We start from the raw sequence: 25,982 nt of genomic DNA, 5'->3' as shown, positions 1-25,982 counted from the left end.
TCATTTCCTCTCTTTCCAATCTTGCCAGCGCACAATAGCGCGTTTGATATCAGATCTCTGTGTCCGCTTATCACCACCTTCGCAAAGCAAAATCACTTTCCCATTATCTATTGCGTAATAAATGCGATAGCCTGGTCCCGTATCAACACGTAACTCCCACACTCCTTCGCCGACAGGTTTACAGTCACCAAAATTGCCATTGTTAAGACGAACCAATCGTGCAGCGATACGAGAGCGTGTCCGTATATCAATAACTGAGTCTAACCAAGCTCCGAATAAATCATCACCAGAACTATTTACGTAATGCTTTAACCTATACATTATGTAATTTTAGCTTATAAGCTAAAATATTGAAAGCTCAATTTGCACGCTTTATCGTTTTCAAACTCAAGGCAACTCTAACTCCGCCAAGATTGGCGAATGATCCGACAACTGTGACCAGGGCTTGCCCCTGAGCACGCGCGCACTTCTCACAGCAAAGCCTCGCTGATAAATACGATCCAGCCTCAACATCGGAAACGCGGATGGAAACGTCCTCGGAGGTGGCAGCATGCTCTGCTGTCCCGGCATCATGAGTTGATTCCGCCGTTCAAGCTGTCGACCCACGACACCGGCGCGGATCTCTTCCAGACTCTCTCCACGCCACACGCCTTTCAAATGGTGCATGGACTCTTTGAGTCTGGGCGCGATGCCATGTGTGCGCGGTGAGTTGGCAAACACCTCGTACACGCCAAGCTGTTCGACAAAAAACGGCGCGAGTGTGTCTTTCCAGTCGTTAAAGTCACCGGCAATCAGAATAGGCGCGCCTTCGGGCACCATACGGTTGATTCGCTCGGCCATCACTTCGATCTGTCGGCGACGACCGCCGGCAAACAGTCCGAGGTGAACGACAAAGCAATGCACCTCTCGCCCCCCCACGCTAATCACGCCATGCAGCAAGCCGCGCTGCTCCAGCCGATGATCCGAGATGTCCTGGTTTTCGTAGGTGAGGATGGGATGGCGTGAGAGTAGCGCGTTACCGTGATCGGTTTTGCTACGGATGGCATTACAGCCATACGCGCACTCCATATGCAGCGCAGCGGCGAGTGACTCATGCTGAGCGTGCAGGCGCAGATGTTTATCATTGCGGCCCTGCACTTCTTGCAAAAACATCACATCGGGTCGCAGCCCATGCAGGCCGAGTCGTAGCTCCCCCATCGAGTCGCGCCCCGCAAGGGAGCGGCCTTTGTGGATGTTGTAGCTAACGACACGGAGCAGTGACATTTAGCCCTGTTTGACTTCTGGCTGACGCAAACGGATATGCAGTTCCCGCAACTGTTTCTCGTCGACAGGCGAGGGCGCTTGAGTGAGCAAGCACTGCGCGCGCTGTGTCTTGGGGAAAGCAATCACGTCGCGAATCGATTCTGCACCGGTCATCATGGTGACGATACGATCCAGACCGAAGGCGATACCACCGTGTGGAGGCGCGCCATACTGCAAGGCGTCGAGCAGGAATCCGAACTTGAGCTGTGCTTCTTCTGCGTCGATTTTCAGGGCGCGGAATACCTTGCTCTGGACTTCTTCGCGGTGAATACGCACGGAGCCGCCACCGATTTCCCAACCGTTGAGGACCATGTCGTACGCTTTCGCGATCGCCTTGGACGGGTCGGTCGTCAGCAGATCCTCATGGCCGTCTTTAGGGCTGGTAAACGGATGGTGTGCGGCGACGTAGCGATCTGCTTCTTCGTCGTACTCGAACATCGGAAAGTCCACGACCCACAGCGGCTTCCAGACATCGTCGAACAAACCGTTAGCTTTGCCGAACTCGCTATGACCGATTTTGACGCGCAGAGCACCAATGGCATCGTTGACGACTTTGGCACGATCCGCGCCAAAGAAAATCAAATCGCCATTTTGTGCGCCGGTGCGCTTGATCATTTCTGCCAGCGCGGCATCGTGGATATTTTTGACGATCGGAGACTGCAAGCCATCACGGCCGGTGGTGATGTCGTTGACCTTGATCCAGGCCAAGCCTTTGGCGCCATAGATCGCGACAAACTTTGTGTAGTTGTCTATTTCGCTACGAGAGATCGCGCCGCCCCCAGGAATACGTAATGCCACGACACGGCTGCCTTCGGTGGTGGCTGCTTGGGCAAACACTTTAAAGTCCACGTCTTTCATGACGTCGGTCAAGTCCGTGAACTCAAGCTTGACGCGCAGATCGGGTTTGTCCGAGCCGTAGAGTCTCATGGCTTCGCTGTAGGCCATGATGGGGAAGCTTGCGGGCAGGTCAACGTTTTGCACGGCCTTGAAGACGTGACGGATCATGTCCTCAAAAATCGCGCGGATCTCGGTCTCGTTCAGGAACGATGTTTCACAATCGATCTGTGTGAATTCCGGCTGACGGTCGGCACGGAGGTCTTCGTCACGGAAACACTTGGTGATCTGGTAGTAGCGATCAAAACCCGACACCATCAACATCTGCTTAAACAGCTGCGGTGACTGCGGCAATGCAAAGAACTCTCCGGCATTGACACGCGAGGGCACGAGATAGTCGCGTGCGCCTTCGGGCGTGCTCTTGGTGAGCATGGGCGTTTCGATATCGATGAAACCGAGCTGGTCAAGAAACTTGCGCACCTCGATCGACACGCGATAGCGCAGCATCATGTTGCGTTGCATCTGACCACGACGCAAATCCAAAACGCGGTGCGTCAGACGCGTCGTCTCGGAGAGGTTCTCGTCGTCGAGCTGGAATGGTGGCGTGACCGACGGGTTCAGGATCTCGACCTCGCGGCACAGGATCTCGACTTCGCCCGAGGCGAGGTCGGGGTTGGTCGTCCCGGCGGGACGCTCTCGCACGAGACCGGTGATACGAATACAAAACTCGTTACGCAGGCGCTCCGCCGTGGCAAAGCCCTCGGCATTGTCGGGATCAAACACGATCTGGGCCAGACCGGCGCGGTCGCGCAGATCGATAAAAATCACGCCACCGTGGTCGCGGCGACGATGCACCCAACCAAAAAGGGTGACAGTTTGACCAAGGTGGTCACGACAAACCTGACCGGTGTAGCAGGTACGCATGCAAACTCCAAAAGATCGTACAAATAGATCTGACAATTATTAATCGGGCAGTACTGATTCGTTTAAGGCAAATTCGTTTAGTGCAAACTCTGTACAACTTAGATATTACTCATTTGGCGGCAAGGACTTTTTTTTCGAAGCGGATGCAGCAGGCGCAGGCGCGACGACTCCCATCGAAACAATGTATTTCAACGCGGCGTCCACCGACATCTCCAGCGGATGGACCTCGCTGCGCGGCATCATCAAAAAGAATCCTGAGGTGGGGTTGGGCGTTGTCGGTATGTAAACACTCACATGGTCGCCAGGTAGCAATCGCGCAACCTCTCCGCTCGGCGCCCCCGTCAGCAGGCCGATAGTCCAACTACCCTGACGTGGATACTGCACCAGCACGGCCTGGCGAAAGGCCTGGCCGTTGGGCGCAAGCAGGGTGTCGCTGACTTGTTTGACGGAGTTGTAAATTGAACGCACGAGCGGGATTCGGCCAAGGATGTTCTCCCAAAGCTGGATGATCCCGCGCCCCAGAAAGTTGGCCGCCAAAATCCCGGTGACCAACACCACGACAATCACGACTGCGACTCTAAAGCCGGGAATATCGTGGCCAAACAAAGCCTGGGGCGATAAAAATGCCGGCACCACGCTCTCCAGCGTGTTCACCGCCAAACTCAGTACCCAAAGGGTGATGACCAGCGGCACCCAAATCAGCAAACCTGTGATGAAGTACTTTTTAAAGGATCGCATGATGTGGGTGTTATTAAAAATATGTGGTGCGGCAGGCCTAGGCAGCCGAGCCACCCGCAGCGGGCTTGCCCGCCGAAGAGGGTGAAGAAGCGGGTGCAGAGGCGGGCGCAGAGGCTGGGGCTGATGAGGCTGCCGGTGCAGGGGTAGATGCAGGTGCAGTTGCACTGGAGGCGCCACCTGAACCACTCGCCGAGGCATCAGAGGAAGCAGACGCTGCAGCCGCCGCGCCATCCGTGCCTGTGACAGCGGGTGCGGGCTCGCTGGTTTTAGCGCCGCCCTTGTCCCCGCCGCCGTTGTTACGGAAGTCAGTGACATACCAGCCCGAGCCTTTGAGCTGAAAACCCGCAGCGGTGACCTGTTTAGCGTAGGTCTGCTGATGGCACTCTGGACAGACTGTTAAAGGTTTGTCGGAAATCTTCTGCAGCACGTCTTGGGCATGACCGCAGGCAGTGCATTTATAAGCGTAGATTGGCACGATGAAACTCTTAGACGCGAAAACGAGGGAAAGCTTTGTATTTTAACGGCTTTTCAGCCGAAACCCTCATAAACAGTCATCAAACCCGCATCCAATGCGTGTTTGATGACCGCTTCATCGTGCAATCCTGCCTGTTAGCTGCGCATTTTCTGCCCATTACCTGCCGATTACATGCCCGTTAACTAAGCATGACCTAAGCATGGCCTGCCTTTTAGATCCCCAAAGAAGACAAATCCGGGCGCTTCAGATGCCATGAGGTCGCTGCCTGAAAGGCCATACCGATGGTCACGAGCGTGCCATCGTCAAAAGGCTTGCCCAGCAACTGTGCCCCGAGCGGCATGCCGTTGTCAGCAAACCCTGCCGGCAGGGACATGCCCGAGCAACCCATGTAGTTGCCGGCACGGGTAAAGGCGGCCATGGGTGTTTTAGACTCGTCGACCTCGGTCAACGGGCAGGCGCCAATTGGAGCGCTAGGCGACAACAGTGCATCGACGTTGCTCATCCAGTCGGTCCACGCCGCAATGGTGCGGCGATGATCTGCGATCGCGTCTATGTAATCGGCGCTGGAAATATTACGTCCGGACTGTACACGTTTACGGACAAACTCGCCAAACGGACGTGCAGCATCGTCGATATAGGCGCGATGGATCGCATAGGCTTCGGACGCGATAATTTGTCCATTGCGCAACATCATGTCATTAAAATCAAAGGGGAAAGGCTTTTCAACAATCTGTGCGCCGAGCTCGACTAGGACGCGACGGGTGTCATCGAGCATCTTGATCACATCCTTGCCCAAGGCGATCGGGTAATGCTCGGCCGGGAACATCGCGATACGGAATCCCGCCAAGGGCTTGGGACCTGCCGCAGGCGCCTTCCAATGGAACATCGGACGATTGCAGCTCGTTGGATCAAGCGGATCCTCGCCCGCCATCAAGCCTGTCAAAATCGCGGAGTCCTGCACATCGCGTGTCATCGGTCCGATCGAGTCCAGCGTCCCGGACAAGGCCAGCGCCCCATGCAGGCTAATCAGCCCGCGGGTGGTTTTTTGACCGGTAATGCCATTCAGTGCCGCGGGAATACGCACCGAACCACCCGTGTCCGAGCCCAGCGCGGCAGGCGCCAGACCGGCTGCGACCGCCACACCCGAGCCGCTCGACGACCCGCCGGGCACGCGGTGCGTCTTCAGATCCCAGGGGTTCCAGGGCGTACCCATCACGGGGTTGGTTCCCCAGCCACCAAAAGCGAACTCCACCATGTGTACCTTGCCCAGCATCACCATGCCGGCGCGCATCAGGCGCTCGACTGCCGTGCAGGTCGTGGGACTGCGACGATTGATCCAGTCCTGCGAACCACCCGTTGTGATTTGTCCCTCGATCTCGCAGAGATCTTTGACTGCCAGCGGCAAACCATCCACCACGCTCAGACTGTAGCCCGAAGCACGGCGCAAATCAGCCGCGCGTGCCTGCGTCAGCGCACTCTCTTCGTTCACACTCACATAGGCATGGAGCTTGCCATCGGCTTTTTTAATCCGGCCCAAATACTCGCGTGTGATTTCTTCGGAGCTGTATTTTTTTTGCTGCAGACCCTGCGCAAGCTGAGTGAGAGTGGAAAATGCGAGATCGGACATAAAGCCTCCGTAGAGTGAGTGGCAGGTTTGTAATCAAGTATTTTGTAAAAGAATGAGTCTGGCTGCTTTTTCCGCGATCATCATCGTGGGCGAGTTCGTGTTTCCAGAAGTAATCGTCGGCATAATCGAAGCGTCGGCCACGCGCAGACCTGTCAAGCCGTGCACGCGCAACTGATCGTCCACCACCGCGTGCGCATCGTGTCCCATTTTGCATGTCCCGACCGGATGAAAAATCGTGGTGCCAATATCGCCCGCGGCTTTTGCAAGCGCTTCTTCCGTGTCCTCGGCACCTTGTGCATCGATCGTGACGCCAGGCTTGATTTCCACTGGCTTATACCGTGCCAACGCCGACTGACCCACAATGCGACGCGTCAGCCTGATGCTATCGGCTGCGACATGTCGATCCTCTGGGGTTGAGAGATAGTTACAGAGTATTTCCGGGGCCTCTGCCGTGTCGGGCGAAACGATGTTGACGTGACCTCGACTGGTGGGGCGCACATTACAAATCGATGCGGTAAACGCTGGAAAATCATGCAGGGGCTCGCCAAAACGCTCAAGCGACAAAGGCTGCACGTGATACTCGACGTTGGCCCGCGTCTGCTCGGGACCGGACTTGGCAAATACGCCAAGCTGCGACGGCGCCATACTCATCGGGCCGCGACGCGTGAGCAAATACTCCAGTCCGATGCGCGCCTTGCCGATCCAGGAGTTAGCCAGCGTATTTAAAGTGCGCGCGCCTTCAATGCGATAAATCATGCGCAGCTGCAGATGATCCTGCAAGTTTTGTCCCACGCCGGGCAGCTCATGCACAAGCGGAATCCCTAAAGGGCCCAGCAGGCTTGCAGGACCGATACCCGAGGCTTGCAAGAGTTGTGGCGTCCCGATCGCGCCGGCCGCCATCACGACTTCGCGCGCCGCGCGGGCTTGATGAATCGCACCGTCCCGAATGAATGTCACGCCCGTCACGCGCTTGCCTTCCATACACAAACGCGTGGTGCGCGCCCCCGTCAACACGGTCAAATTCCGGCGATGCTTGATCGGACGTAAAAAAGCTTTGGAGGCGTTCCAGCGGAAACCCGCACGCTGGTTGACCTCGAAATAACTACTGCCTTCGTTGTCGCCGCGATTGAAATCAGGCGTCGGCGCGATCCCGGCCTGTGCTGCCGCCTCGCGAAACGCATCGAGGATTTCCCAGGACAGGCGCGCAGGCTCGACGCGCCACTCGCCCCCCGCTCCATGAAACGCGCTCTCACCCGCGTGATGATCTTCCATGCCTTTGAACAATGGCAGCACATCATCCCAGCCCCAGCCTTTATTTCCCAACGCGGCCCAACCGTCGTAATCCGCACGCTGGCCGCGCATGTAAATCATGCCGTTAATCGACGAGCAGCCGCCCAGCACGCGACCGCGGGGGTAACCCAGCTCGCGGCCGTTGAGGCCCGGATCGGCCTTGGTCCGAAAACACCAGTCTGTGCGGGGATTGCCGATACAGTACAAATACCCGACAGGAATGTGGATCCAGTGCCAGTTATCCGGACCACCGGCTTCGAGTAGCAACACCCGGTTGTTTGGATCGGCGGACAGTCGATTGGCCAACAGGCATCCTGCAGAGCCTGCGCCAACGATGACGTAATCGAATTCGAGTTGACCGTGCGTGTTCACGCTTGTTTGATTTGTTGTGCTCATCGAATACCAAATACCGAATCGAGATAAATTTGGCACAGCGTCTCCATGCCGCTTTGATCTTGTACATCAAAGCGCGCCGGAATTGGGCTGTCTACATCCCAAACTCCAATCAAACGTCCCTCGCGTATCAGCGGCACCACGATTTCGGAGCGCGAAGCGGCATCACATGCAATATGGCCGGGAAAGGCATGGACATCGGGCACCAGCTGGGTCTTGCGTGTGGTGGCCGCCGCACCGCACACACCTCGCGCCAACTGAATACGCAGGCAAGCAGGCTTGCCCTGAAACGGTCCAAGTACCAGTTCGGTTCCATCGTAAAAATAAAAACCGGCCCAATTCAGATCCGGCAAGACATGCATGACCAAAGCGGAGAGATTGGCTGCATTGGCAATACGGTCCGTCTCACCCTCCATCAGCACCCGCGCCTGTTGAGCAAGCTGTTGATATTGCTCGGGTTTAGGCAAATGCGATAGAGAGGAGGCATCAAACATGAACGTGTCGCTCAATGGGGATCGATGAAGGTCGATGGAATGGATCGTGAGTCGATTTTAGCCATCTTGAACCTGTAGACAGCGGCAACACCTCACGCCATAATGTGGAACACCCTGCCATATACTGAACTGTCACCTCTGCGCTCCATGAACACTGTTATGCCAGCGATCAAATCAGGTACTCAGGTCGTTCAGCGTGTCGCGGCACTGCTGCGTGGTGTCTCCGCCCGCAATCGTGTCGGCGCGCGTCTCATCGATCTCTGCACGGAAATCAATATCGAACGCCCGACGGCGCATAGGATCTTGCAAGGCCTTGTGTCCGAGGGGCTCATTCGTCAGGATGAGTCTACCAAGCGATACTTTTTAGGCAATGTCATTTACGAAATGGGCTTGGCAGCCAGTCCGCGCACCAATATGCGCGACCTTTGTCATTCGCACCTTCAACAAATCGCTCAATGCACGGGTGATACTGTCTTTTTAACGATCCGCGCGGGCTTTGATGGCGTCTGTATCGATCGAGCCGAGGGCGCTTTTCCGATCAAGGTCTTTGTGCTCGAGGTCGGCCGTCGTCGCCCGATCAACATCGGCGGCGGCGCACTCGCGATCCTGAGTTTTCTCGACGACAACGAAATCGAGCGCATCCTGAAAATCAACAAAGACCGCTGCGTCGAAAAGTTTCCCAACTATTCAGAAGCCGAAGTACGCAAAAATATCGCTCGCGCACGTGCGCGCGGCTACATCGTCAGTGAAGTGATCGAGCTACCCGGTGTGCGGACAGTGGCCGTTCCAATCTTCGACAAAAATAATCACCCCGTCGCCGCCATTAGCGTAGGTACCTTAAGCACCCGCATGGACAAAGACCGCATCGAGCTCGTACTGGACTCCATCAACAAAGCCATCGAACAAATCCAACCAAATTTGTTGAATATCGAAGCAGAGAATTAAAGGCCATAGGAGAGATGAATGGCTTCACTTAAAATGAAACATTCATAACGATTGACTAGATAGGCTGCAAACAATGCCAATACCTCTTGATTTGTCGGCCTTGTCAAAAGTTGTATCTCGGCTGGATGACGGACTGAGTCGACACCTTTCTTCGCCACAAGATTTGCAACTACAAGATGGGCTCATACTTAGGGTAAAAACCACCTACGAACTGAGCCTCGAGATACTTCGCCGCAATGTCTTCATGCATTCAAGTTATGCAGATCAACATCGACGCATGACTTTTGAAAACATCATATGTCATGCGCGAGAACAGGGTCTGATTAAAGGGGATAACCAAGACTGGCTTGTTTACCGTGGCATGTACCTCAACGCGAAACACGCCTATACAGAAACTGCTGCACAACAAGCGTTGATGGTTATTCCAAGATTTTTAAATGAGGCGAGAAATCTACTCTATACGCTGCTATCGCGCGCCAAGGACTAAGCATTCAAGGCTGCTCAGTCAACCACGTCAGCACTCCTCTGGCCGCCCATTGCCCGGACGCCATCACGCCATTGAGCAAGTAGCCGCCTGTCGGTGCCTCCCAATCGAGCATCTCGCCTGCACAAAACACACCAGGTAGATTTTTCAACATTCCATGCTCAGTCATGCCCTCAAACTGAACACCCCCTGCGGTGCTGATGGCCTCATCGATTGGACGACACGCATTCAACACAATCGGTAAATTTTTAATCCCGAAGGCAAGCTTATGCGGGTCGTTAAATACCTCTGCAGATAAACGCTCACGCAACAACGCCGCTCGCACTCCCTGCAAACCGAGTCGCGTACGCAAATGCGAGGACATCGAACGAGTGCCGCGTGCACGAGACACCTCGTCGAGCACGCGCTGTGGGCTATGGTCCGGCAAGAGATCCAGTAACAACATCGCTTTCCCGCGTGTCAAAATCCGCTCGCGTAACGATGCGGACAAGGCATAAATCGCGCCACCCTCGAGCCCATGCTGCGTCACCATACATTCACCGCGCAAAGGCGCAAGTTTGCTGCCCTCGATCCGAAACTGCGCAGTTTTAATCGGCTCTCCCGCGCACTTTTCCACAAAATGCGCAGACCACTTTGTCTCAAATCCACCGTTGCTCGGTAGCAAGGGGCTCAGGGGCACACCTTGTTCTTTGAGCCAAGGCCACCACGCACCATCAGAACCCAGTCTGGCCCAACTACCGCCCCCGAGCGCGAGGACTGTCGCATCAGGCGCTGTCGTGATTTCACCCTTGGGCGTATCAAATCGCAACTGCTGCGTATCGTTCCAACCTAGCCAGCGATGCCGCATCAAAAACTGCACACCCTCGATGCGCAAGCGGTGCATCCACGCGCGCAACAACGGTGCAGCCTTCATTTCATGGGGAAACACACGCCCAGACGAACCGACGAACGTCTCGATCCCGAGCGCATGTACCCAGTCACGCAATGCCTGGGCATCAAACTGCGCGAGCATGCTTCCCATTTCCGGCGCGCGGGCACCATAACGTGTGACAAATTTCTCAGTAGGTTCGGAGTGGGTGATGTTTAGCCCACCCCGGCCCGCCATCAGGAACTTGCGACCAACCGAAGGCTTTGCCTCGTAGACCCGCACCGTCAAGCCCTTGCGGACCAGCGTTTCCGCAGCCATTAAACCTGCGGGACCTGCTCCAATGACAGCAACGACAAAGCTTTTCTCTGATGACAAGTGATTTCCTAATGGATATTTTTACGATTACTTTTTGGCAGCTGTCACGATGACTTCGACCAGCAAGTCTGGTGCAGCCAGTTTGACTTCACCCGTTGCGCGAGTCGGCAATGCGTTTTTAGGCGCCCACTCGGCCCAGACCGAGTTCATACCCTCAAAGTCCTTGGTAATGTCTTTCAACCAGATCTGTACAGTTAACAGATGATGTTTATCCGTGCCTGCACTGGCGAGGTGGCCATCGATCTTTGCAAACACGTCACGGGTCTGGGCCACGATGTCGCCTTTCACGCTCGAGGTAATGCCTGCGACATACACGGTATCGCCATGGACCACGACTCGGCTCAGACGCTCGTTGGAATCAATGCGAGTAATTGCACCCATCGTTATTCTCCTGATTGAAAAAAATTCAACAAACTAAAAAAACAAAAGTCAGTGTAGCTGTAATATTTACGCAAACATAAAACAGAGACAACAATGCGCCCGAATGACCCTGCCCGTATCGCCAAACTCCTCAATCCACAATCCGTCGCCGTCATCGGCGCCTCTGATGATCCCTCGCGAATTGGCGGGCGACCCATTGCCTATATGCGTGGGCAGGGCTATCAGGGCAAAATTTTTCCCGTTAATCCAAATCGCGCGACGGTGCAGGGTCTCACCGCCTACCCCAGTGTCGCAGCGCTGCCCGAAACGCCCGATGTCGCCATCGTGATCGTACCTGCCTCGGCGGCACTCGAGTCGGTCACGGCGCTAGCCGAGCGAGGGTGCGCGGCAGCGATTTTATTTACGGCTGGATTTGCTGAAATCGGTCTCGAGGGTGCGCTTGAACAGCAGAAATTAGTCGATGCCGCACACAAGCATGGTATGCGCCTGATTGGTCCCAACTCGCTTGGTGTCATCAATCCCTGCAACCATTTTTATGGCACGTTCGCGACCGGCTGTGAGTTGGCCTTTCCCAAAGCGGGTAGTGTGGCCATCATCAGTCAATCCGGTGCTTATGGCGCGCATCTGATGGCAGTATCCACAGCCAACGACATCGGCCTCTCTGCCGTGATCTTGACCGGTAACGAAGCCGATTTGACAGTGGGCGATATGCTGCAAATGGTCGTGGAAGATCCCGCCACCAAAGTCATCATGCTTTATTCCGAGGGGATCAGGGAATCTGCGGGCTTGCTCGCAGGCCTCGATGCTGCGCGTCGCGCGCGCAAACCCGTACTGATGATGAAAGTCGGTCGCAGCGCCGTGGGCAGTGCGGCCGCCCAGTCACACACGGCCTCGATCGCGGGAGACGATCGTGTCACCGATGCCGTATTGAAAGAGTTTGGCGTCCTTCGCGTACAAACGACCGAGCAAATGCTCGATATCGCACGTCTGGCGACACGCGGTATTTATCCCGCCCACAATACGCTTGGCGTGATCACCGTCAGCGGTGGCGCCGGAGTCATCATCTCGGATGCCGCAGACGCCATTGGCCTGGCCATGCCGGAAATGCCTCAGGACTCCCAAGAACGCTTGCTGAAACTGCTGCCCTTTGCGGCACCACGCAATCCTGTCGATGTGACTGCGCAGTATCTCAACGAGATGTCTTTAATCAGCACCTTTACCGATGCGCTGATCGCCGAAGGCAAGTACACCTCCATCCTTGGGTTCTTTACCTATACGGGTGGTGCGGCGAGTGTCGCACCGCGCCTGCGCGAACAACTCAAGATCGCGCGCAGCAAACATCCCGACTGTATCTTTGTGTTGTCACTCATGGCGTCTCGCGAGCAGATTCGCGAATACGAAAGCGATGGCTTTATTGTCTTTGAGGATCCGTCGCGCGCTGTAGTCGCGATCGAGGCCATGGGACAGTTTGGTCGCGCCTTTGCCAAAGCGCCTGCTCAAGCCGCACCGACACTCGCACCCATTACGCTTCCTCAACAAAACCCCTCCGAAGCGCAAGCCAAACAGCTGCTTGCGCTCGCTGGCATCGCCTCCGCCCCCGAGGAGGTTTGCACTTCGGTTGAAGCCGCCATCACCGCCGCAAAAAAGATCGGTTTTCCCGTGGTGATGAAAATCGTCTCGCCCGACATCCTGCATAAATCAGAAATCGGTGGCGTGCTGCTCGACATCAACGATGAAGCCGCTGTGCGAGAAGGTTTTGCTTTGTTGTTGCAGCGTGGCAAAACTTCTGCGCCCAACGCGCGACTAGACGGCGTACTTGTTGCCAAACAATTGAAAGGCGGCGTCGAATGCATCCTGGGCATTCATCAAGATCCCGTGTTCGGTCCGGTTGCGATGTTTGGACTCGGTGGGATTTTTGTAGAGATTCTGCAAGACGTCGTGCTGCATCGCTGTCCATTTGGACCCGATGTTGCCGAGGAAATGATCCGCTCGATCAAAGGCGCACCTTTGCTGCTTGGCGCCCGTGGACGACCTGTGGCCGACATCAAAGCGCTCGCTGAGATGCTCTCGCAACTCTCGGCCTTTGCCGTTGCCGCCGGCCCACGCCTGCAATCCATCGACCTCAACCCCGTCCTCGCGATGCCACAAGGACAAGGGGCGTATGCGGTGGATGCAGTGATTGAAGTGACTTTTAAATCGCTTACAGGCGAATAGCCTTTTCAAGAGCAATCTTTGCAAACGGCCTGTTCGCATCAGGAAAAATCGCTAAATCAATTTTTCTTTCACCGAGCTTTTCATGCAGTTGGGCCAAAATCTCGAGCTTTTTCATTAACCCGATACGCTTTGATAAAACGAGCAAGTCTATATCGCCACCCCGGGCAGTGTCATCTGTTCGAGAACCGAACAGATAGACCTCTGCATCGACGTCAGCCTGATGGATGGCATCATGAATCGCAACTTGTTCTGGCACAGCTAAGCGCATCTCAATCCTCCCTCTAACAGTACTGACAATCGAAACAAATAAAACTCACGTTTATTTTACTTCGCCTTGGGCACTTTCCCTGTCATGGGTGGCATCAGGAAATCAAAGTCGACGCCTTTGTCTGCCTGGGTCACGCTCTCAAGGAAGAGCTTGCGATAACCGCGCTGTGCCGTCGGGATCACAACGGGTTTGGCCGCGCGACGCTTGGCGAGCTCTTCGTCACTGACCAGTAATGCCAGCTCGCGGTTTGCAACGCTTAGTCGAATGCGATCTCCGTTCTGCACATAAGCCAGGGGTCCGCCGATCGCCGACTCGGGCGTCACGTGCAAAACGATCGTGCCAAACGCTGTGCCGCTCATGCGACCATCCGAGATCCGCACGATGTCCTTGACACCTGCCGTGGCAAGCTTTTTAGGAATCGGCATGTACCCCGCCTCGGGCATCGTCGCACCTTTGGGACCGATGTGCTTGAGCACCAGAATGTCGTCTGCAGTCACATCGAGATCGGGCGAGTCAATCCGGTTGGCCATATCCTCGAGGTTTTCAAACACGACTGCACGACCCTCATGCTCCATCAGCTTGGGATGTGCGGCCGACTGCTTGATAATCGCACCACCCGGCGCGAGATTACCCTGCAACACCGCAATGCCGCCCTGGGGGTAAATCGGGTTGCTCGCGGTGCGCACCACGTCTTGCTTGAAACCTGGACCTGCCGCTTCGATTTCCTCGCCGAGAGTGCGACCGGTTACGGTCATCGCATCCAGATGCAGCAAAGGCTTAAGCTCACGCAGCAATGTTGCCATGCCTCCGGCGTGATGGAAGTCCTCCATGTAGTGCTGACCCGACGGCTTGAGATCCAACAGCACGGGGGTATCGCGGCCCATGCGATCGAGTGCCTTGAGATCCATTTCGAAACCCATGCGTCCCGCAATCGCAGTCAGGTGCACGATGCCGTTGGTCGAACCGCCAATCGCCAGCAAAACACGCATGGCGTTTTCAAAGGCTTTTTCCGTCAGGACTTTGTCGATCGTCAAACGTTTGCGCGCAATCTCGACTGCCAGCGCACCACTGCGTTCCGCCACGCGGATACGGTCCGCAGTGACAGCTGGTGGAGAGGCTCCGCCAGGCACTGTCATGCCAAGCGCCTCGGCGATACAGGCCATCGTACTGGCTGTTCCCATCACGGAGCATGTTCCAACGCTTGCCACCAACTGGCTGTTCACATCGGCGATTTCCTCGGCATCGATTTCCTCGGCGCGAAACTTTCCCCAGTAACGGCGGCAATCCGTACAGGCACCGACTCGTTCGCTGCGATGTGAACCTGTCAACATCGAGCCCGTGATCAGCTGCACGGCTGGCAAGCCCGCTGACGCGGCACCCATGAGCTGCGCGGGGACTGTTTTGTCACAACCTCCGATCAACACCACGGCATCCATCGGCTGGGCACGCAAAAGCTCCTCGGTATCCATCGACATGAGGTTACGCAGATACATGCTGGTCGGGTTGGAGAAACTCTCGTGAATCGAAATCGTCGGAAAATCCATCGGCAATCCACCAGCGAGCATGATGCCGCGTTTGACGGCCTCGATCAGCTGGGGTGCATTGCCATGGCAGGGGTTGTAGGCGCTACCCGTATTGGTAATCCCGATCACGGGACGCTCAAGTGCGGAGTCCGTATAGCCTGCGCCTTTAATAAAGGCTTTACGCAAGAACAAGGAAAAACCACGGTCGCCGTAATTGGCGAGGCCTTTGGACATCCCCTCGCTACTTGCGGCGGGATTCAGCGAGTGGCCTTTGTTTTCTTTGTTCTTTTCGTCTGACATGGTGTGTACCTGAAATGGAATAAATGAGATGAAAAAGTGAAATAACTGAATCAGCTTGATTGCAATGCGAGAATTAAATCAACATTAATTGAATCAAAGTGTACCGGGATAGATACCACCATCCAACACAAGGTTTTGTCCCGTCATGAACCCGACACTCGCGCTGCATAAAAACGCGCACGCCTGTCCAAACTCGGCAGGTGTGCCAAAGCGCTTGGCAGGCACTGCCAACATGCGTGCGTTCAAAATATCCTCGACGGACTGACCTGTTTCGCGAGAACGCACTTCGGCATTTTGCAAAATGCGATCGGTCGCAAAGGGGCCGGGCAAAAGGTTATTGATCGTGACGTTATGCGAAATAATCTGACGCGCCAGACCCGCTACAAAACCAGTCAGACCCGCGCGTGCGCCATTGGACATGCCCAGGCTCTCGATCGGATGTTTGACCGAGGCGGAAGTAATGTTGACGATGCGACCAAACTTGCGCGCGATCATCTTGTCGACCGTCGCGCGAATAAGCTCGATCGGTGTCAGCATATTGGCGTCCACAGCTGCGATCCAGTCCTCACGGCTCCAGTCACGAAAATCGCCTGGCTTGGGCCCACCTGCGTTGGTGACGAGGATATCGGGGTCCGGACAGATCGCCAACACCTTTGCGCGCCCTTCGGGCGTCGTGATGTCGGTGGCAACCGTTGTCACCTTGACGCCCGTCTCGGCGCGAATCGCCGCCGCTGCAGCCTCAAGCGCCTCTTGACCGCGCGCAAGCATCACAAGCTCAACACCCTCGCGCGCGAGCTGTTGGGCACAGCCCAAACCCAAGCCCTTGCTTGATGCGCACACAATGGCACGACGACCTCGAATGCCTAAGTCCATATTTTGTCTCCAGAGTTTTTATTTTGTTTAGGTGATGCAGCAGCTTAAATCAAAAGAGATGTGCGAGTTTAGCCATCGCGCTAATGATTGCAATTAAAGCGGCGATTTGTGTGCCCATCATCCAGATAAACTTTCTGTCCACATCACGTCGTAGGGATCCAAGATCGCTATGTATTAATGACATTGCGCTATGCATCTCGGTACGAAGTCCGCTGATTGAGCTGTTGACCTCATTACGTAATCCCGAGAGAGAATGGTGCATTTCACTACGCAAGTCAGCAACAGAATGATGCATCTCAGACCGTAAGTCAGCAACGGACCTTTCAAGATGATCCATTGATTTGCACGTCTGGGTGGCGGTGACTTCTAATGTGGTGATTCGTTTTTCCATGTTGTGATGGTAAAGGAGTCACTCCAAGCATTCAATCGTAAAACTTCGTATTTTTACGATCGTGCACTCACTTTTTTGTAAGTAATTATTTCATTGAGTGGAGCAACATAAACGGAGCGTAAAAACGGCGGTGCAACTCTGAAGTTACACCGCCGCATCCAACCTATCTAATTACTTTAAAACGGAATGTCGTCATCCATGTCCGTCAGGTTCGCTCCGCTGGCTGCGGGAGCCGCTGGGCGCTGTGCCTGAGGCGCGCGGGCTGGACGCGGCGCGCTTTCGCCACCGCCGCCACCCATCGAGCCGCCATCGCCACCATCGCGACCACCGAGCATTTGCATCTGGTCGGCAATGATTTCTGTTGTGTACTGGTCGACGCCTTCTTTGTTTTGCCATTTGCGTGTTTTCAAACGGCCCTCAATGTACATGGGGCGACCTTTTTTCATGTACTCGCCAACGACTTCGGCCAAGCGGTTGTAAAACACCACGCGATGCCATTCCGTTTCTTCGCGGCGCTCGCCTGAAGTTTTGTCTTTCCAGCTGCTGGTGGTTGCAATCGACACGTTACAAATGGCGCCGCCATCTGGGCTGTAGCGGACTTCGGGGTCGCGCCCAAGATTGCCAACCAGTATTACTTTATTGACCGATGCCATGCCGATCTCCGTTTTAAAAAATATTCAATTCATCAATGCCCTGACGGGCGCGTTCGAGGCGCTATCATTGTCCGGTCGGCCTTTTGGCGCCAGACGCAAAACTACGCATTGCAGACAGTTTACGGCACGTTTTGATAGGCGTGCCAGTCCGCCGCGGCAAACCATTGACGCAAAAAGTCCAAAAATGTTCTGACGCGCACGGGCAAATTTTTTCGACTCGGGAAAACCGCATAAATATCAACGCCAACCGGGCGAAACTGGGGCAACACACTCACCAGACGGCCAGCCTGGATATCCTGCATCACCATATAGGTGGGATGCATGGAGATACCGTGTCCAAGCAAGGCGGCATGGCGAAGCGGATCACCATAATTGGCGCGAATCGTGCCGTGGACGCGAACAGTTGTTTTGCCACCGGATTGTCCGGTCGTTGAGTCGCCCAAAAAGGTCCAAATGTTGGTGGGCGATTTCAAGGCATGCACCATGCAATCATGTGACGCAAGATCGGCAATCGTCTTGGGTGTCCCCCGTCGCTTCAGATAATCGGGCGATGCCACCAACAGCTGAGGCACGACGGCCAGGCGCTGGGCAACTTGGGAGGTGTCCTTGAGTGAGGTGGCGATCCGCACCGACATGTCCAGCCCTTCGGCCACGAGATCGGTGCGTCCATCGTCAAGATAGAGCACGACTTGAATATCCGGATGCGCCGAGGAAAAGGCGGTGATGATGGGCACGAGATGAAACGCGCCAAACGAAGGGGGGGCGCCGAGCCTTAGCATGCCTTTGGGCTCTTTGACTGACTGACGGACCGCGGCATCAATGCTGTCGACCCGATCGAGCAGTTCGCGGCCGTTTTCAAGCAAGGACAGTCCAGACTCCGTCAGGCTGACGCTTTTAGTCGTGCGGGTCAGGAGCTGAACGCCCAGTGACTGTTCAAGCCAGGCGATATGCTTGGTCACGTTCCCCTTGGCCATGCCAAGCCGCTGGGCAGCGCCCGAAAAGCTCAAGCCCTGTGCGACCTCGATAAAAACTTCGATTGCTTTGAGTTTGTCCATGATGTGGGTCAATTATAGGCATATTGTTTCCATTTCGAGAACACTCATTTCACAATTCGACCCTATTCCGGACCTCACTAAACCGCTAGACTTTCGCATCTTAAAGAATCAAAACGGGGAGCAATCATGCAAGTGACACCTAGCGGACAAGGACTCGGCGCGCGCGTGGAGCAGTTCGATGTCTCCAAACCCCTGTCCCAGGAAGACTACAAAAAAATCGAAGGGCTGCTTGGACAGTACGGTGTGCTGTGTTTCCCAAAACAAAACCTGACCGGGGCACAGCTCAAGGAATTTAGCAGCAAGTTCGGCACCCTCGAGGTGAACGTAGCCAATATGTATCAGGAGCCCGGACATCCCGAGGTCATGATCCTGTCCAACAAAAAAGTCGATGGCAAGCCTATCGGTCTCGGCGATGCGGGACAAGACTGGCACACGGACATGTCCTACAGCAAGATGATCGCGTTTACCAACGTGCTGTACGGCATCGAAATCCCCCACCGTAACGGAGAGCCGCTGGGCGGTACGGAGTTTTCAAATATGCGGGCTGCATATTTAGCTCTCCCCGAAGAATTAAAGAAAAAACTCGACGGCATGACGGTGCTGCATGATTTCAACAAGTTTTGGGAAAACATGCGCAAGCAACCCGGTTGCACCCGTCCGCCTTTGACAGAGGCGCAGCGCAAGGCAAAACCACCGGTGTCGCATCCAATATTTTTGACGCACCCGATCACGGGCGACAAAATTTTGTATGCCAATCCGGGTTATTCGATCCAGATTAATGAGTTGCCACAAAAAGAGAGCGACGAGATTCTGGAGTTTTTATTCGCGCACCAGTTGCAACCACAGTTTCGATATCGGCACCGCTGGACGGCGGGGGACGTGCTGATGTGGGACAACATGGGCACGATCCACAATGCGATTGCCGACTACGGTCCGGACGAACACCGCTTTATTAAGCGTTGCCAAGTCATGGCGGATCGGTATTTTCCCTTGGCGGCGTAGCAAGACGGGTGGGCAGGCTGTTAAGCTCACTTCACAATTTTTATAACTGGAAGACAAATGAAAAAATTCCTCCTTGGCGCCTGTCTGGCGCTGACCACGGCATTGCCTCTGACCAGCGCGGCACAGACCTCCAACTATCCTAATCAACCCGTGAAGATGTTGATTGGTTTTGCCGCGGGCGGCCCAACCGATGTGATTGGTCGTATTCTGGCTCAACACATGTCAACGGATCTGGGGCAATCAGTTGTGGTTGAAAACCGCACGGGCGCAAACTCGCTGATCGCGACGCGCGAAGTCGCAAAAGCTAAGCCTGATGGCTACACGGTGCTGTTCGCTTCGCTGTCGCACAACGTCAACAAGCTCTTGTTGGGTGACAAGTCTGAATACGATCCACTCAAAAGCTTTGCGCCTGTCTCGCTGGTTGCCAACTTGCCTTTGGTCATCGTAACTGCGTACGACTCGCCTTACAAAACACTCAAGGACTTGCTCGACAAAGCGAAAAGCGCCCCTGATGCCATCAGCTATGGCTCGGCAGGTAACGGTGGCTCGGCTCACCTCGCCGCTGCGATGATGGCCACGATGGCGAATGTCAAAATGGTCCATGTGCCTTTCCGTGGCAACGCGCCGGCCTTGACGGAAGTCATGTCGGGACGTGTGTCCTTCATGTTCTACCCAATGATCGGTATCGCGGGGCATGTTGAAAACAAACGCATCCGTGTATTGGCGGTCGGCTCTTCCCAGCCAATGCCTGACTTTCCGGGGGTCCCCACAATGGACGCCTCGGGCTTTCCAGGCTTTGAACAAACCGCGCCCTGGATCGGTATGTTGGCGCCTGCCGGCACACCACAGCCGATCGTGGACAAGCTCAATGCTTCCATCAAAAAAGCCATGGCCAATCCCGAAGTCATCAAGCGTATGAAAGACCTCGGTGCTCAACCTGTGGGCGATACGCCTGCCGAGTTCAGCCAGTTTTTGCTCAAGGATATGGAGCGCTGGGATCGTGTGATCAAAGCCTCCGGGATCAAAGCTGAATAAATCGTGAATCTGGATCGCACAGCAGCAAGTGCGTATAGTGTGGATGATCTGCGCGCGGTGGCCAAACGCCGTTTACCGCGCGCGATCTTTGAGTTTTTTGACGGCGGCGCCGAAGAAGAAGTCACGCTACGCGACAACATCGACGCCTTTCGTCGTCTTCGCATCGTTCCCAAAGCGCTGAACGATGTTTCCAAGGTTGATACAACGACCGAACTAGTCGGTGGTCCCTCGGCTATGCCGCTTGCCATTGCGCCTACCGGTGCCGCGGCCTTCGGCCGGCATGGTGCGGACATCGCGATTGCGCGCGCCGCAGCGGCAATGGGCATCCCCTACTCACTCTCGACCTCGGCCACGGCGTCGATCGAGCAGATCGCCGATGCAGCACCTGGTCGCTTATGGTTTCAGGCCTATATCCTGTCCAACAAAGAAAAACTCGCCTCACTGATTCAGCGTGCCCGCGAGGCTGACTACGAAGGTCTGATGATCACGGTCGACTTGCCCGTTGGCGGTAAAAGAGAACGCGATTTTCGTAATCACTTGGTGTTTCCTTTCAAATACACGCCACGCAATGTGCTGGACTTTGCTCTTCATCCGGGTTGGTCGCTGCCCATGCTGTTGAAAGGCGCCCCCGAGATGGAAAACATCAAAGAACTCAAACGCGACAATCAGGGAGGCAAGAAACTCGCCTCGTCTGTCGGTAAAAATTATGACCCGGCCTTTGATTGGCAACAGTTGCAAATCATGCGCGATCACTGGCCGCGCAAACTCATTGTCAAAGGCATCATGCGTCCGAGCGATGCACAGCGTCTGGTCAAAATGGGCGTGGACGCAATCGTCGTCTCCAACCATGGCGGCCGTCAACTCGATAGCGCGCCTGCAACCGTTGATGCCCTGCCCGCAGTCGTCGCGGCAGTAGAGGGGCGGGTCCCTGTGTTGGTGGATGGTGGTGTGCGACGGGGTGTGGATATTTTGAAAGCACGCGCGCTCGGTGCGCAAGGCGTACTGACCGGCCGTGCCACGCTTTTTGGTGCCGCAGCAGCAGGCTTGCCGGGTGCAACGCGCGCGCTGGATATTTTGAAGGACGAATTTGTCCGTGCCATGCAGCTAAGCGGTGTCAGCAAGGTCGCTGACATCGATCAGGACTTGCTGTTCAACCCCGCGTCCGCGCGTAGGTTTAATTAGTCGCGCGCAAAGTCTCGATAAAATTATTTTCGAATTTCGCAGCTTCGACATGCATACAGACTTGTATCGGTTGTCCACGCTCGGACAACACGGTCGCACCTGCAGCGGACTCGCTCAACGCATTTCTTTTTTGCCCGATGGCATTGATCAGGGGAAATAATTCCTGAGGCTGTCCGTTTGGCAGACCTGTATCGCGCCCTTTGTCTGTCACGACTGTGAGTTTTTTCTCATTCACCAAATCGCACAACTCAGGGTGTGCGGCAATCGCGGCGGTCAGAGGGTCCCAATGAAAATATTCGCCATTGGTGGTGGACTGGACGATATTTTTAAAAATCCGATGTGCGAACGCCTCGAGTGGATTGGGGTTGCGGTTGTCCAGGCGTGCGATAAAGTCTTTTGTCAGAGGGACTTTATTGGTTGCGTCCAAGGGAACAAGCAGGATGGGCACGCCGCTTTCAAAAACGATTTTCGCGGCGACTGGATCAATGTAGTAATTCCACTCGGCCTTGGTATTCGGATGATGATCTGTAAAGCCATGCACTCTCAAGTTACCACCGGTCGTGACCGCGCCGCCCATTGAAATGATGCGCCTGATTTTCGACTTCAAGTTTGGCTCCGCTCTAATTGCGGTGGCGATATTTGTCATGCTACCAATCGCCAAAATATCGACAGGCTCTTGACTCTCCCGCAACAAATGGGCCAGCAACGTCGGTCCGTCCCACTCCTGCTTGCCAGTGATCACTCCGGGTTTTTTCTCTCCCATCATGTCGGCCCCGGTCTCTCTCCAGATTTTGGGATAGGAAGCAAAACCATCCAGAGGCCAGTTGGAGCCGCAACCAACAGGCTTGTTTGCGTTTTTGGTTGACTTGCTCAGCAGATACTGCGCATTCTGAGAGGCATAGGCACAGGAGGCCAGGCCATTGCCAACGATCGTGATGCCACGCAAATCCACATGCGCATTCTGCGCAATATAGGCAATCGCCAGCCAGTCATCCGTACCCATGTCTGTATCGATAATCAAGGGGATCTGCTTTTTGGCTTGCGCATGGGCCGGTGAGCCGACCAACAGCGCGGCAGCCATGCACACAACAATCAGGGAAACAAAGCCAACCAGTGATTTCTTGATGTTCATCATGTCGCTCGCTCAGAGTATGAACGTGTTAAACGGCTGGGCACGTATGGCAGGTCACCCGCTTTTTAGGTGCAGGCATGGGAGATGATTTTGTGAACTTGTTGAAATAGGCGACGATTGCTTCGATATCGACATCACCCATATCCTGCAATCCGGTACCCTCTTTAAAGACGGTGAAATTGTCTCCGCCTTCTTCGGCCAGGAACGAGTCCGTCACAATCCGATACTTCTTTTTCAGATCAATAGGCTCCTGATTGGGACCGATCCTGATAGAGTCGACCAAGACCAAGTCTCCCTTGCCGCTAGGTTTACCCGGACCTCTGGACACGTCCCAGGTATAGGTCAGCGTCGCGCTTGGCTGTAAAAGCCTGCCACACATATTGACTTGGTTCACCACCAGAGGCTTGTTCTTGCAGTTGGGTTCCTCCCACTGCTGTTCAAGCAGGCGAATCAATTGTTCACCTGTCAGGTCGACATAAAACAAATTGTTGCCAAAGGGCGCGATGCCAAATAGCTGGTCATACGTCACGGGACCTGCCTGACGCAATCCGCCGCGCACGCCGCCCGGATTCAACAAGGCGATATCTGCTTGAACAGAGGCCGGTGCGCTTGCTAAGTAAGCATCCGCAATGACGTCTCCCATTAAATGCTCGGCATTGTTATTTCTGGAGTTTGTGCCGGCGATCGTGATCATGGGTAATGGTGCGGCAATGTAGCCCTGGATCACCGCGCGCTTTTTCTTGGAGATCTCGTCATAGCGCTGGACTTCGCGATCAATCTCAGGGTCCTTGCTCAACACGGTATATCCGCGTGGCAGTTTTTTATTGTTCTCTGTGAGCACAGGGATGTTATCGGCCTTTTTCGAGACAACGCCCTTTCCTGGCACAATGTCCAGCGTCATATCGGTCACGACGTTGCCGTAATAGTTTGCCTGGGTAAACAAAATACCCGTCTTGGGATCGGTACAGACGTACTCGCGGTGAGTATGCGCGCTCAACACCGCATCGACATTTTTAAGCCCTTGAACAATCGGGATGATTTGTCCGGTGAGACCGGGACAGGTTTTATCGTTCAGTGTTTTGGCTGTTGTGCCGCCCCCTTGGTGGAGCAAGACAACGACCGCCTCCACGCCTTGCTTTTTCAAGGCCGACGCCTGGGTATTGATCACCTCGATCTCGTCCAGAAAAGTAAGCCCGCCTGCGCCGCGGGTGGCCTTGGGTGTGTCACGCAAAGTCACGCCCACAAAGCCGACTGTCACATCACCGAATTTCTTCGTAAAGGTCGCGGGGAACAAAAGCTTCTGTGTGTCTTGATCAATCACGTTTCCCGCAAGATAAGGAAACTGCGCGCCTTTGAACGCGCCATCTTTGACACAGGTATCGACACCGATTTCTTTGCCAGGCGCGCAGCCACCGTTTTGCAAACGTAAAAGCTCCACCTTGCCGCGGTCAAACTCGTGATTACCCACGACAGAGACTTCCATTCCCATCTGGCCCATGATGTTGATGGTCGCTTCATCCTGAGTAAAAGATGAAATCGCGGGAGACGCGCCAACCAAATCTCCCGCACTCACGACGATCGCGTTCGGATTTTCCGCTTTCAGTTTTTTAATCAGGCTGGCGATATAGGCCACCCCACCGACCTGCACCCTGACTGGACTATTCGGTTGATCCGGATCACTCACATACAGTTCTGCATTGTCCGCACGATTCAAGTAACCATGGAAGTCGTTCAACGCAATGATTTTGACTGAAATGGCACCCGCCTGGCTTGAGCGATCTTGAGGCGTTGTGCAGCCTGTGATGATCAACAAACCCAACAAGGCGAGCAGGGGTGTGCGAAAAATTTTATTCATGGCAGGGCCGGTTGACCTAAAGATGATCGATCTCTATGCGTGAAGCATTGATCCTTAGGTCAGGATTCTAAAGACAATCATTTCTTTAAAAATCGACCAATTCCGACATTTAATCAGTGCTTCGCACTAAGGGGCTTTAAGCCCCAAGTCACCACCAGCCACAAGGCGGAGAGTCCGCAAGCAGACCAGAATACCGCGCTTGCTCCACCCAGTACCGCGACTGAACCGCCCAGTGCACCCCCTAAAAACAAACCAGCGGCTTGTGAGGTGTTGTAAAAACCCAGAGCCAGGCCCTTGAGCTCGGGCGGGGCGACACGCGACACCAGTGAGGGTTGTAACGCCTCCAGGACGTTGAACATCACAAAAAATCCTGTCAGCCCAAAAGCCAGCAGGTAAAAGTTCTGGCTGGCCCATGGCAAAAACGCACAGACCAGCACAAGGCCCGCAACAGCCAGGCGCAGCATGGCACGGTGCGCACGCCGCTTTTCCGCGACAAAAATAGCCGGCACCATGAAAATGAAGGAGCCAAAAATAACGGGCAGATAAACCTTCCAGAGTGATTCGGCATCAAGGCCACCGAGCTTGAGCAACAGCGGGGGAATCACGACAAACATCGCGATCTGGATCAGGTGCAAGCAAAACACACCAAAATTAAGCCTAAGCAAATCTGTGTGAGTGAGCACTTGCCTTGGCCGAGCGGGATGCAGGGGCTTGGGCGTAGGAGCGACGACCGGCACCACAAACCGCGCCACTGCCAGACAGACTACCCCCAACAGGGCGATTGTCCAAAACAATCCCGCCAGGCCTGTCGAGCCGACAATCAAGGGGGCGATGACCAAGGACAAGGCGAAGGACAAACCAATCGATCCACCCACCATCGCCATGGCGCGGGTACGCACCTCGGGTCGCGTCGCATCAGCCAACCACGCGGTCACCGCTGCGGAAATGGCGCCCGAGCCCTGGATCGCACGGCCGATCGTGACCCACAAAATATCGTCCGACAAGGCACAGACAACGCTCCCGATCACAAACAGAGTCAAACCTGCCAGCACCACGGGACGGCGCCCCCAACGATCCGAGGCCAAACCGAAGGGAATCTGCATAAAGGCCTGTGTCAGACCATACATGCCGAGGGCGATGCCGACCCAAAGCGGGTCATGTCCGCCTTTCAAGCCTTGTGCGGCCACGGCAAAGACCGGTAACAACAAGAACAAGCCCAACATTCGGGCGGCGAACAAGCTGGCCAAGGCCACGCTGGCACGGCGTTCAGTTGGAGTCAGGGATAAAGGAGTGTGTTCGGACATCAAGAATCTAGGGTCAGGAACTTAAATCAGAGTGAAGGGGTATCAGACGATTGACGCGCCAGCAC

General features: G+C 55.0%; 24 protein-coding genes. 6 read left to right on the top strand and 18 right to left on the bottom strand.

Going from position 1 to position 25,982, the window contains the following annotated elements:
• From QWY27_RS11440 to QWY27_RS11405, 8 genes are all read right to left on the bottom strand, one after another.
• On the bottom strand, nt 1-321 hold the full coding sequence (locus tag QWY27_RS11440) for a type II toxin-antitoxin system RelE/ParE family toxin (RefSeq protein ID WP_290198500.1): 321 nt from the start codon (nt 319-321) through the stop codon (nt 1-3).
• A gap of 66 nt (nt 322-387) precedes the next feature.
• Nucleotides 388-1,263 carry an endonuclease/exonuclease/phosphatase family protein gene (locus QWY27_RS11435; RefSeq protein WP_290198499.1) on the bottom strand — a complete coding sequence of 292 codons (876 nt, stop codon included), beginning with the start codon at nt 1,261-1,263 and terminating at the stop codon, nt 388-390.
• Nucleotides 1,264-3,060, bottom strand: a complete 1,797-nt coding sequence (gene aspS / locus QWY27_RS11430) for an aspartate--tRNA ligase (protein ID WP_290198498.1) — start codon at nt 3,058-3,060, stop codon at nt 1,264-1,266.
• 105 nt (nt 3,061-3,165) lie between these two features.
• Entirely contained in the window at nt 3,166-3,798 is a 633-nt protein-coding gene (locus QWY27_RS11425) for a DUF502 domain-containing protein (RefSeq protein ID WP_290198497.1), read from the bottom strand.
• 37 nt (nt 3,799-3,835) lie between these two features.
• Nucleotides 3,836-4,273, bottom strand: coding sequence for an FmdB family zinc ribbon protein (locus QWY27_RS11420; protein ID WP_290198496.1), 438 nt, complete (start codon nt 4,271-4,273; stop codon nt 3,836-3,838).
• A gap of 211 nt (nt 4,274-4,484) precedes the next feature.
• Nucleotides 4,485-5,900, bottom strand: coding sequence for an amidase (locus QWY27_RS11415; RefSeq protein WP_290198495.1), 1,416 nt, complete (start codon nt 5,898-5,900; stop codon nt 4,485-4,487).
• 33 nt (nt 5,901-5,933) lie between these two features.
• Nucleotides 5,934-7,586: a GMC family oxidoreductase gene (locus tag QWY27_RS11410; RefSeq protein ID WP_290198494.1), complete on the bottom strand. Its 1,653-nt coding sequence runs from the start codon at nt 7,584-7,586 to the stop codon at nt 5,934-5,936.
• Nucleotides 7,583-8,077, bottom strand: coding sequence for a GAF domain-containing protein (locus QWY27_RS11405; RefSeq protein WP_290198493.1), 495 nt, complete (start codon nt 8,075-8,077; stop codon nt 7,583-7,585). The genes QWY27_RS11410 and QWY27_RS11405 overlap by 4 nt, the downstream gene beginning before the upstream one ends.
• Before the next feature lie 159 nt (nt 8,078-8,236).
• Here QWY27_RS11405 and QWY27_RS11400 point away from each other — a divergent pair, with 159 nt between their 5' ends.
• Complete coding sequence (locus QWY27_RS11400) at nt 8,237-9,022, top strand: IclR family transcriptional regulator (protein WP_290198492.1); 786 nt, start codon at nt 8,237-8,239, stop codon at nt 9,020-9,022.
• Nucleotides 9,023-9,095: 73 nt separating this feature from the next.
• Nucleotides 9,096-9,509 carry a nucleotidyltransferase substrate binding protein gene (locus QWY27_RS11395; protein ID WP_290198491.1) on the top strand — a complete coding sequence of 138 codons (414 nt, stop codon included), beginning with the start codon at nt 9,096-9,098 and terminating at the stop codon, nt 9,507-9,509.
• Nucleotides 9,510-9,513: 4 nt separating this feature from the next.
• Here QWY27_RS11395 and QWY27_RS11390 read toward each other — a convergent pair whose 3' ends face one another.
• On the bottom strand, nt 9,514-10,749 hold the full coding sequence (locus QWY27_RS11390) for a TIGR03862 family flavoprotein (RefSeq protein ID WP_290198490.1): 1,236 nt from the start codon (nt 10,747-10,749) through the stop codon (nt 9,514-9,516).
• Nucleotides 10,750-10,776: 27 nt separating this feature from the next.
• Nucleotides 10,777-11,130, bottom strand: a complete 354-nt coding sequence (locus tag QWY27_RS11385) for a RidA family protein (RefSeq protein ID WP_290198489.1) — start codon at nt 11,128-11,130, stop codon at nt 10,777-10,779.
• 93 nt (nt 11,131-11,223) lie between these two features.
• Between QWY27_RS11385 and QWY27_RS11380 the strand changes: the two genes are divergently transcribed.
• Nucleotides 11,224-13,344, top strand: a complete 2,121-nt coding sequence (locus QWY27_RS11380) for an acetate--CoA ligase family protein (RefSeq protein ID WP_290198488.1) — start codon at nt 11,224-11,226, stop codon at nt 13,342-13,344.
• On the opposite strand, the gene QWY27_RS11375 is transcribed toward QWY27_RS11380, so the two are convergent.
• From QWY27_RS11375 to QWY27_RS11355, 5 genes are all read right to left on the bottom strand, one after another.
• A complete protein-coding gene (locus tag QWY27_RS11375; protein WP_290198487.1) occupies nt 13,331-13,612 on the bottom strand; it encodes a nucleotidyltransferase domain-containing protein in 282 nt (93 codons plus the stop codon). The two genes, QWY27_RS11380 and QWY27_RS11375, sit on opposite strands and share 14 nt — an antisense overlap.
• 56 nt (nt 13,613-13,668) lie before the next feature.
• On the bottom strand, nt 13,669-15,435 hold the full coding sequence (locus QWY27_RS11370) for an IlvD/Edd family dehydratase (protein WP_290198486.1): 1,767 nt from the start codon (nt 15,433-15,435) through the stop codon (nt 13,669-13,671).
• 93 nt (nt 15,436-15,528) lie between these two features.
• Entirely contained in the window at nt 15,529-16,308 is a 780-nt protein-coding gene (locus tag QWY27_RS11365; protein WP_290198485.1) for an SDR family oxidoreductase, read from the bottom strand.
• A gap of 567 nt (nt 16,309-16,875) precedes the next feature.
• Nucleotides 16,876-17,352, bottom strand: coding sequence for a single-stranded DNA-binding protein (gene ssb / locus QWY27_RS11360; protein ID WP_290198484.1), 477 nt, complete (start codon nt 17,350-17,352; stop codon nt 16,876-16,878).
• Between the two features lie 119 nt (nt 17,353-17,471).
• On the bottom strand, nt 17,472-18,407 hold the full coding sequence (locus tag QWY27_RS11355; protein WP_290198483.1) for a LysR family transcriptional regulator: 936 nt from the start codon (nt 18,405-18,407) through the stop codon (nt 17,472-17,474).
• Nucleotides 18,408-18,533: 126 nt separating this feature from the next.
• Between QWY27_RS11355 and QWY27_RS11350 the strand changes: the two genes are divergently transcribed.
• From QWY27_RS11350 to QWY27_RS11340, 3 genes are read left to right on the top strand one after another with little or no spacing between them, the layout of a single operon-like run.
• Complete coding sequence (locus QWY27_RS11350) at nt 18,534-19,409, top strand: TauD/TfdA dioxygenase family protein (RefSeq protein ID WP_290198482.1); 876 nt, start codon at nt 18,534-18,536, stop codon at nt 19,407-19,409.
• Nucleotides 19,410-19,466: 57 nt separating this feature from the next.
• The gene (locus QWY27_RS11345; RefSeq protein ID WP_290198481.1) at nt 19,467-20,444 is read left to right on the top strand and encodes a Bug family tripartite tricarboxylate transporter substrate binding protein; all 978 of its coding nucleotides are present in this window, start codon (nt 19,467-19,469) and stop codon (nt 20,442-20,444) included.
• 3 nt (nt 20,445-20,447) lie between these two features.
• Nucleotides 20,448-21,626, top strand: coding sequence for an alpha-hydroxy acid oxidase (locus QWY27_RS11340; RefSeq protein WP_290198480.1), 1,179 nt, complete (start codon nt 20,448-20,450; stop codon nt 21,624-21,626).
• On the opposite strand, the gene QWY27_RS11335 is transcribed toward QWY27_RS11340, so the two are convergent.
• From QWY27_RS11335 to QWY27_RS11325, 3 genes are all read right to left on the bottom strand, one after another.
• Nucleotides 21,619-22,761 (bottom strand): nucleoside hydrolase, encoded by a 1,143-nt coding sequence (locus tag QWY27_RS11335; protein ID WP_290198479.1) that lies wholly within the window; start codon nt 22,759-22,761, stop codon nt 21,619-21,621. The two genes, QWY27_RS11340 and QWY27_RS11335, sit on opposite strands and share 8 nt — an antisense overlap.
• 25 nt (nt 22,762-22,786) lie before the next feature.
• Nucleotides 22,787-24,613 (bottom strand): bifunctional metallophosphatase/5'-nucleotidase, encoded by a 1,827-nt coding sequence (locus tag QWY27_RS11330; protein ID WP_290198478.1) that lies wholly within the window; start codon nt 24,611-24,613, stop codon nt 22,787-22,789.
• Nucleotides 24,614-24,726: 113 nt separating this feature from the next.
• Nucleotides 24,727-25,917: an MFS transporter gene (locus QWY27_RS11325; RefSeq protein WP_290198477.1), complete on the bottom strand. Its 1,191-nt coding sequence runs from the start codon at nt 25,915-25,917 to the stop codon at nt 24,727-24,729.
• Between the last annotated feature and the right edge of the window lie 65 nt (nt 25,918-25,982).

Origin of the sequence: Zwartia vadi, from assembly GCF_030410375.1 — a bacterium.
Taxonomy (GTDB): domain Bacteria; phylum Pseudomonadota; class Gammaproteobacteria; order Burkholderiales; family Burkholderiaceae_B; genus Zwartia; species Zwartia vadi.
Note: the sequence above shows the minus strand (reverse complement) of the source record. Positions and strands in the feature narration are given on the sequence as shown.

Bases quoted from the DNA above. Each gene is read 5' to 3' on its own strand.
- QWY27_RS11440 (WP_290198500.1), bottom strand. From the start codon at position 321: ATGTATAGGTTAAAGCATTACGTAAATAGTTCTGGTGATGATTTATTC.
- QWY27_RS11435 (WP_290198499.1), bottom strand. From the start codon at position 1,263: ATGTCACTGCTCCGTGTCGTTAGCTACAACATCCACAAAGGCCGCTCC.
- aspS (WP_290198498.1), bottom strand. From the start codon at position 3,060: ATGCGTACCTGCTACACCGGTCAGGTTTGTCGTGACCACCTTGGTCAA.
- QWY27_RS11425 (WP_290198497.1), bottom strand. From the start codon at position 3,798: ATGCGATCCTTTAAAAAGTACTTCATCACAGGTTTGCTGATTTGGGTG.
- QWY27_RS11415 (WP_290198495.1), bottom strand. From the start codon at position 5,900: ATGTCCGATCTCGCATTTTCCACTCTCACTCAGCTTGCGCAGGGTCTG.
- QWY27_RS11410 (WP_290198494.1), bottom strand. From the start codon at position 7,586: ATGAGCACAACAAATCAAACAAGCGTGAACACGCACGGTCAACTCGAA.
- QWY27_RS11405 (WP_290198493.1), bottom strand. From the start codon at position 8,077: ATGTTTGATGCCTCCTCTCTATCGCATTTGCCTAAACCCGAGCAATAT.
- QWY27_RS11400 (WP_290198492.1), top strand. From the start codon at position 8,237: ATGCCAGCGATCAAATCAGGTACTCAGGTCGTTCAGCGTGTCGCGGCA.
- QWY27_RS11395 (WP_290198491.1), top strand. From the start codon at position 9,096: ATGCCAATACCTCTTGATTTGTCGGCCTTGTCAAAAGTTGTATCTCGG.
- QWY27_RS11385 (WP_290198489.1), bottom strand. From the start codon at position 11,130: ATGGGTGCAATTACTCGCATTGATTCCAACGAGCGTCTGAGCCGAGTC.
- QWY27_RS11380 (WP_290198488.1), top strand. From the start codon at position 11,224: ATGCGCCCGAATGACCCTGCCCGTATCGCCAAACTCCTCAATCCACAA.
- QWY27_RS11375 (WP_290198487.1), bottom strand. From the start codon at position 13,612: ATGCGCTTAGCTGTGCCAGAACAAGTTGCGATTCATGATGCCATCCAT.
- QWY27_RS11370 (WP_290198486.1), bottom strand. From the start codon at position 15,435: ATGTCAGACGAAAAGAACAAAGAAAACAAAGGCCACTCGCTGAATCCC.
- QWY27_RS11365 (WP_290198485.1), bottom strand. From the start codon at position 16,308: ATGGACTTAGGCATTCGAGGTCGTCGTGCCATTGTGTGCGCATCAAGC.
- ssb (WP_290198484.1), bottom strand. From the start codon at position 17,352: ATGGCATCGGTCAATAAAGTAATACTGGTTGGCAATCTTGGGCGCGAC.
- QWY27_RS11355 (WP_290198483.1), bottom strand. From the start codon at position 18,407: ATGGACAAACTCAAAGCAATCGAAGTTTTTATCGAGGTCGCACAGGGC.
- QWY27_RS11350 (WP_290198482.1), top strand. From the start codon at position 18,534: ATGCAAGTGACACCTAGCGGACAAGGACTCGGCGCGCGCGTGGAGCAG.
- QWY27_RS11345 (WP_290198481.1), top strand. From the start codon at position 19,467: ATGAAAAAATTCCTCCTTGGCGCCTGTCTGGCGCTGACCACGGCATTG.
- QWY27_RS11335 (WP_290198479.1), bottom strand. From the start codon at position 22,761: ATGATGAACATCAAGAAATCACTGGTTGGCTTTGTTTCCCTGATTGTT.
- QWY27_RS11330 (WP_290198478.1), bottom strand. From the start codon at position 24,613: ATGAATAAAATTTTTCGCACACCCCTGCTCGCCTTGTTGGGTTTGTTG.
- QWY27_RS11325 (WP_290198477.1), bottom strand. From the start codon at position 25,917: ATGTCCGAACACACTCCTTTATCCCTGACTCCAACTGAACGCCGTGCC.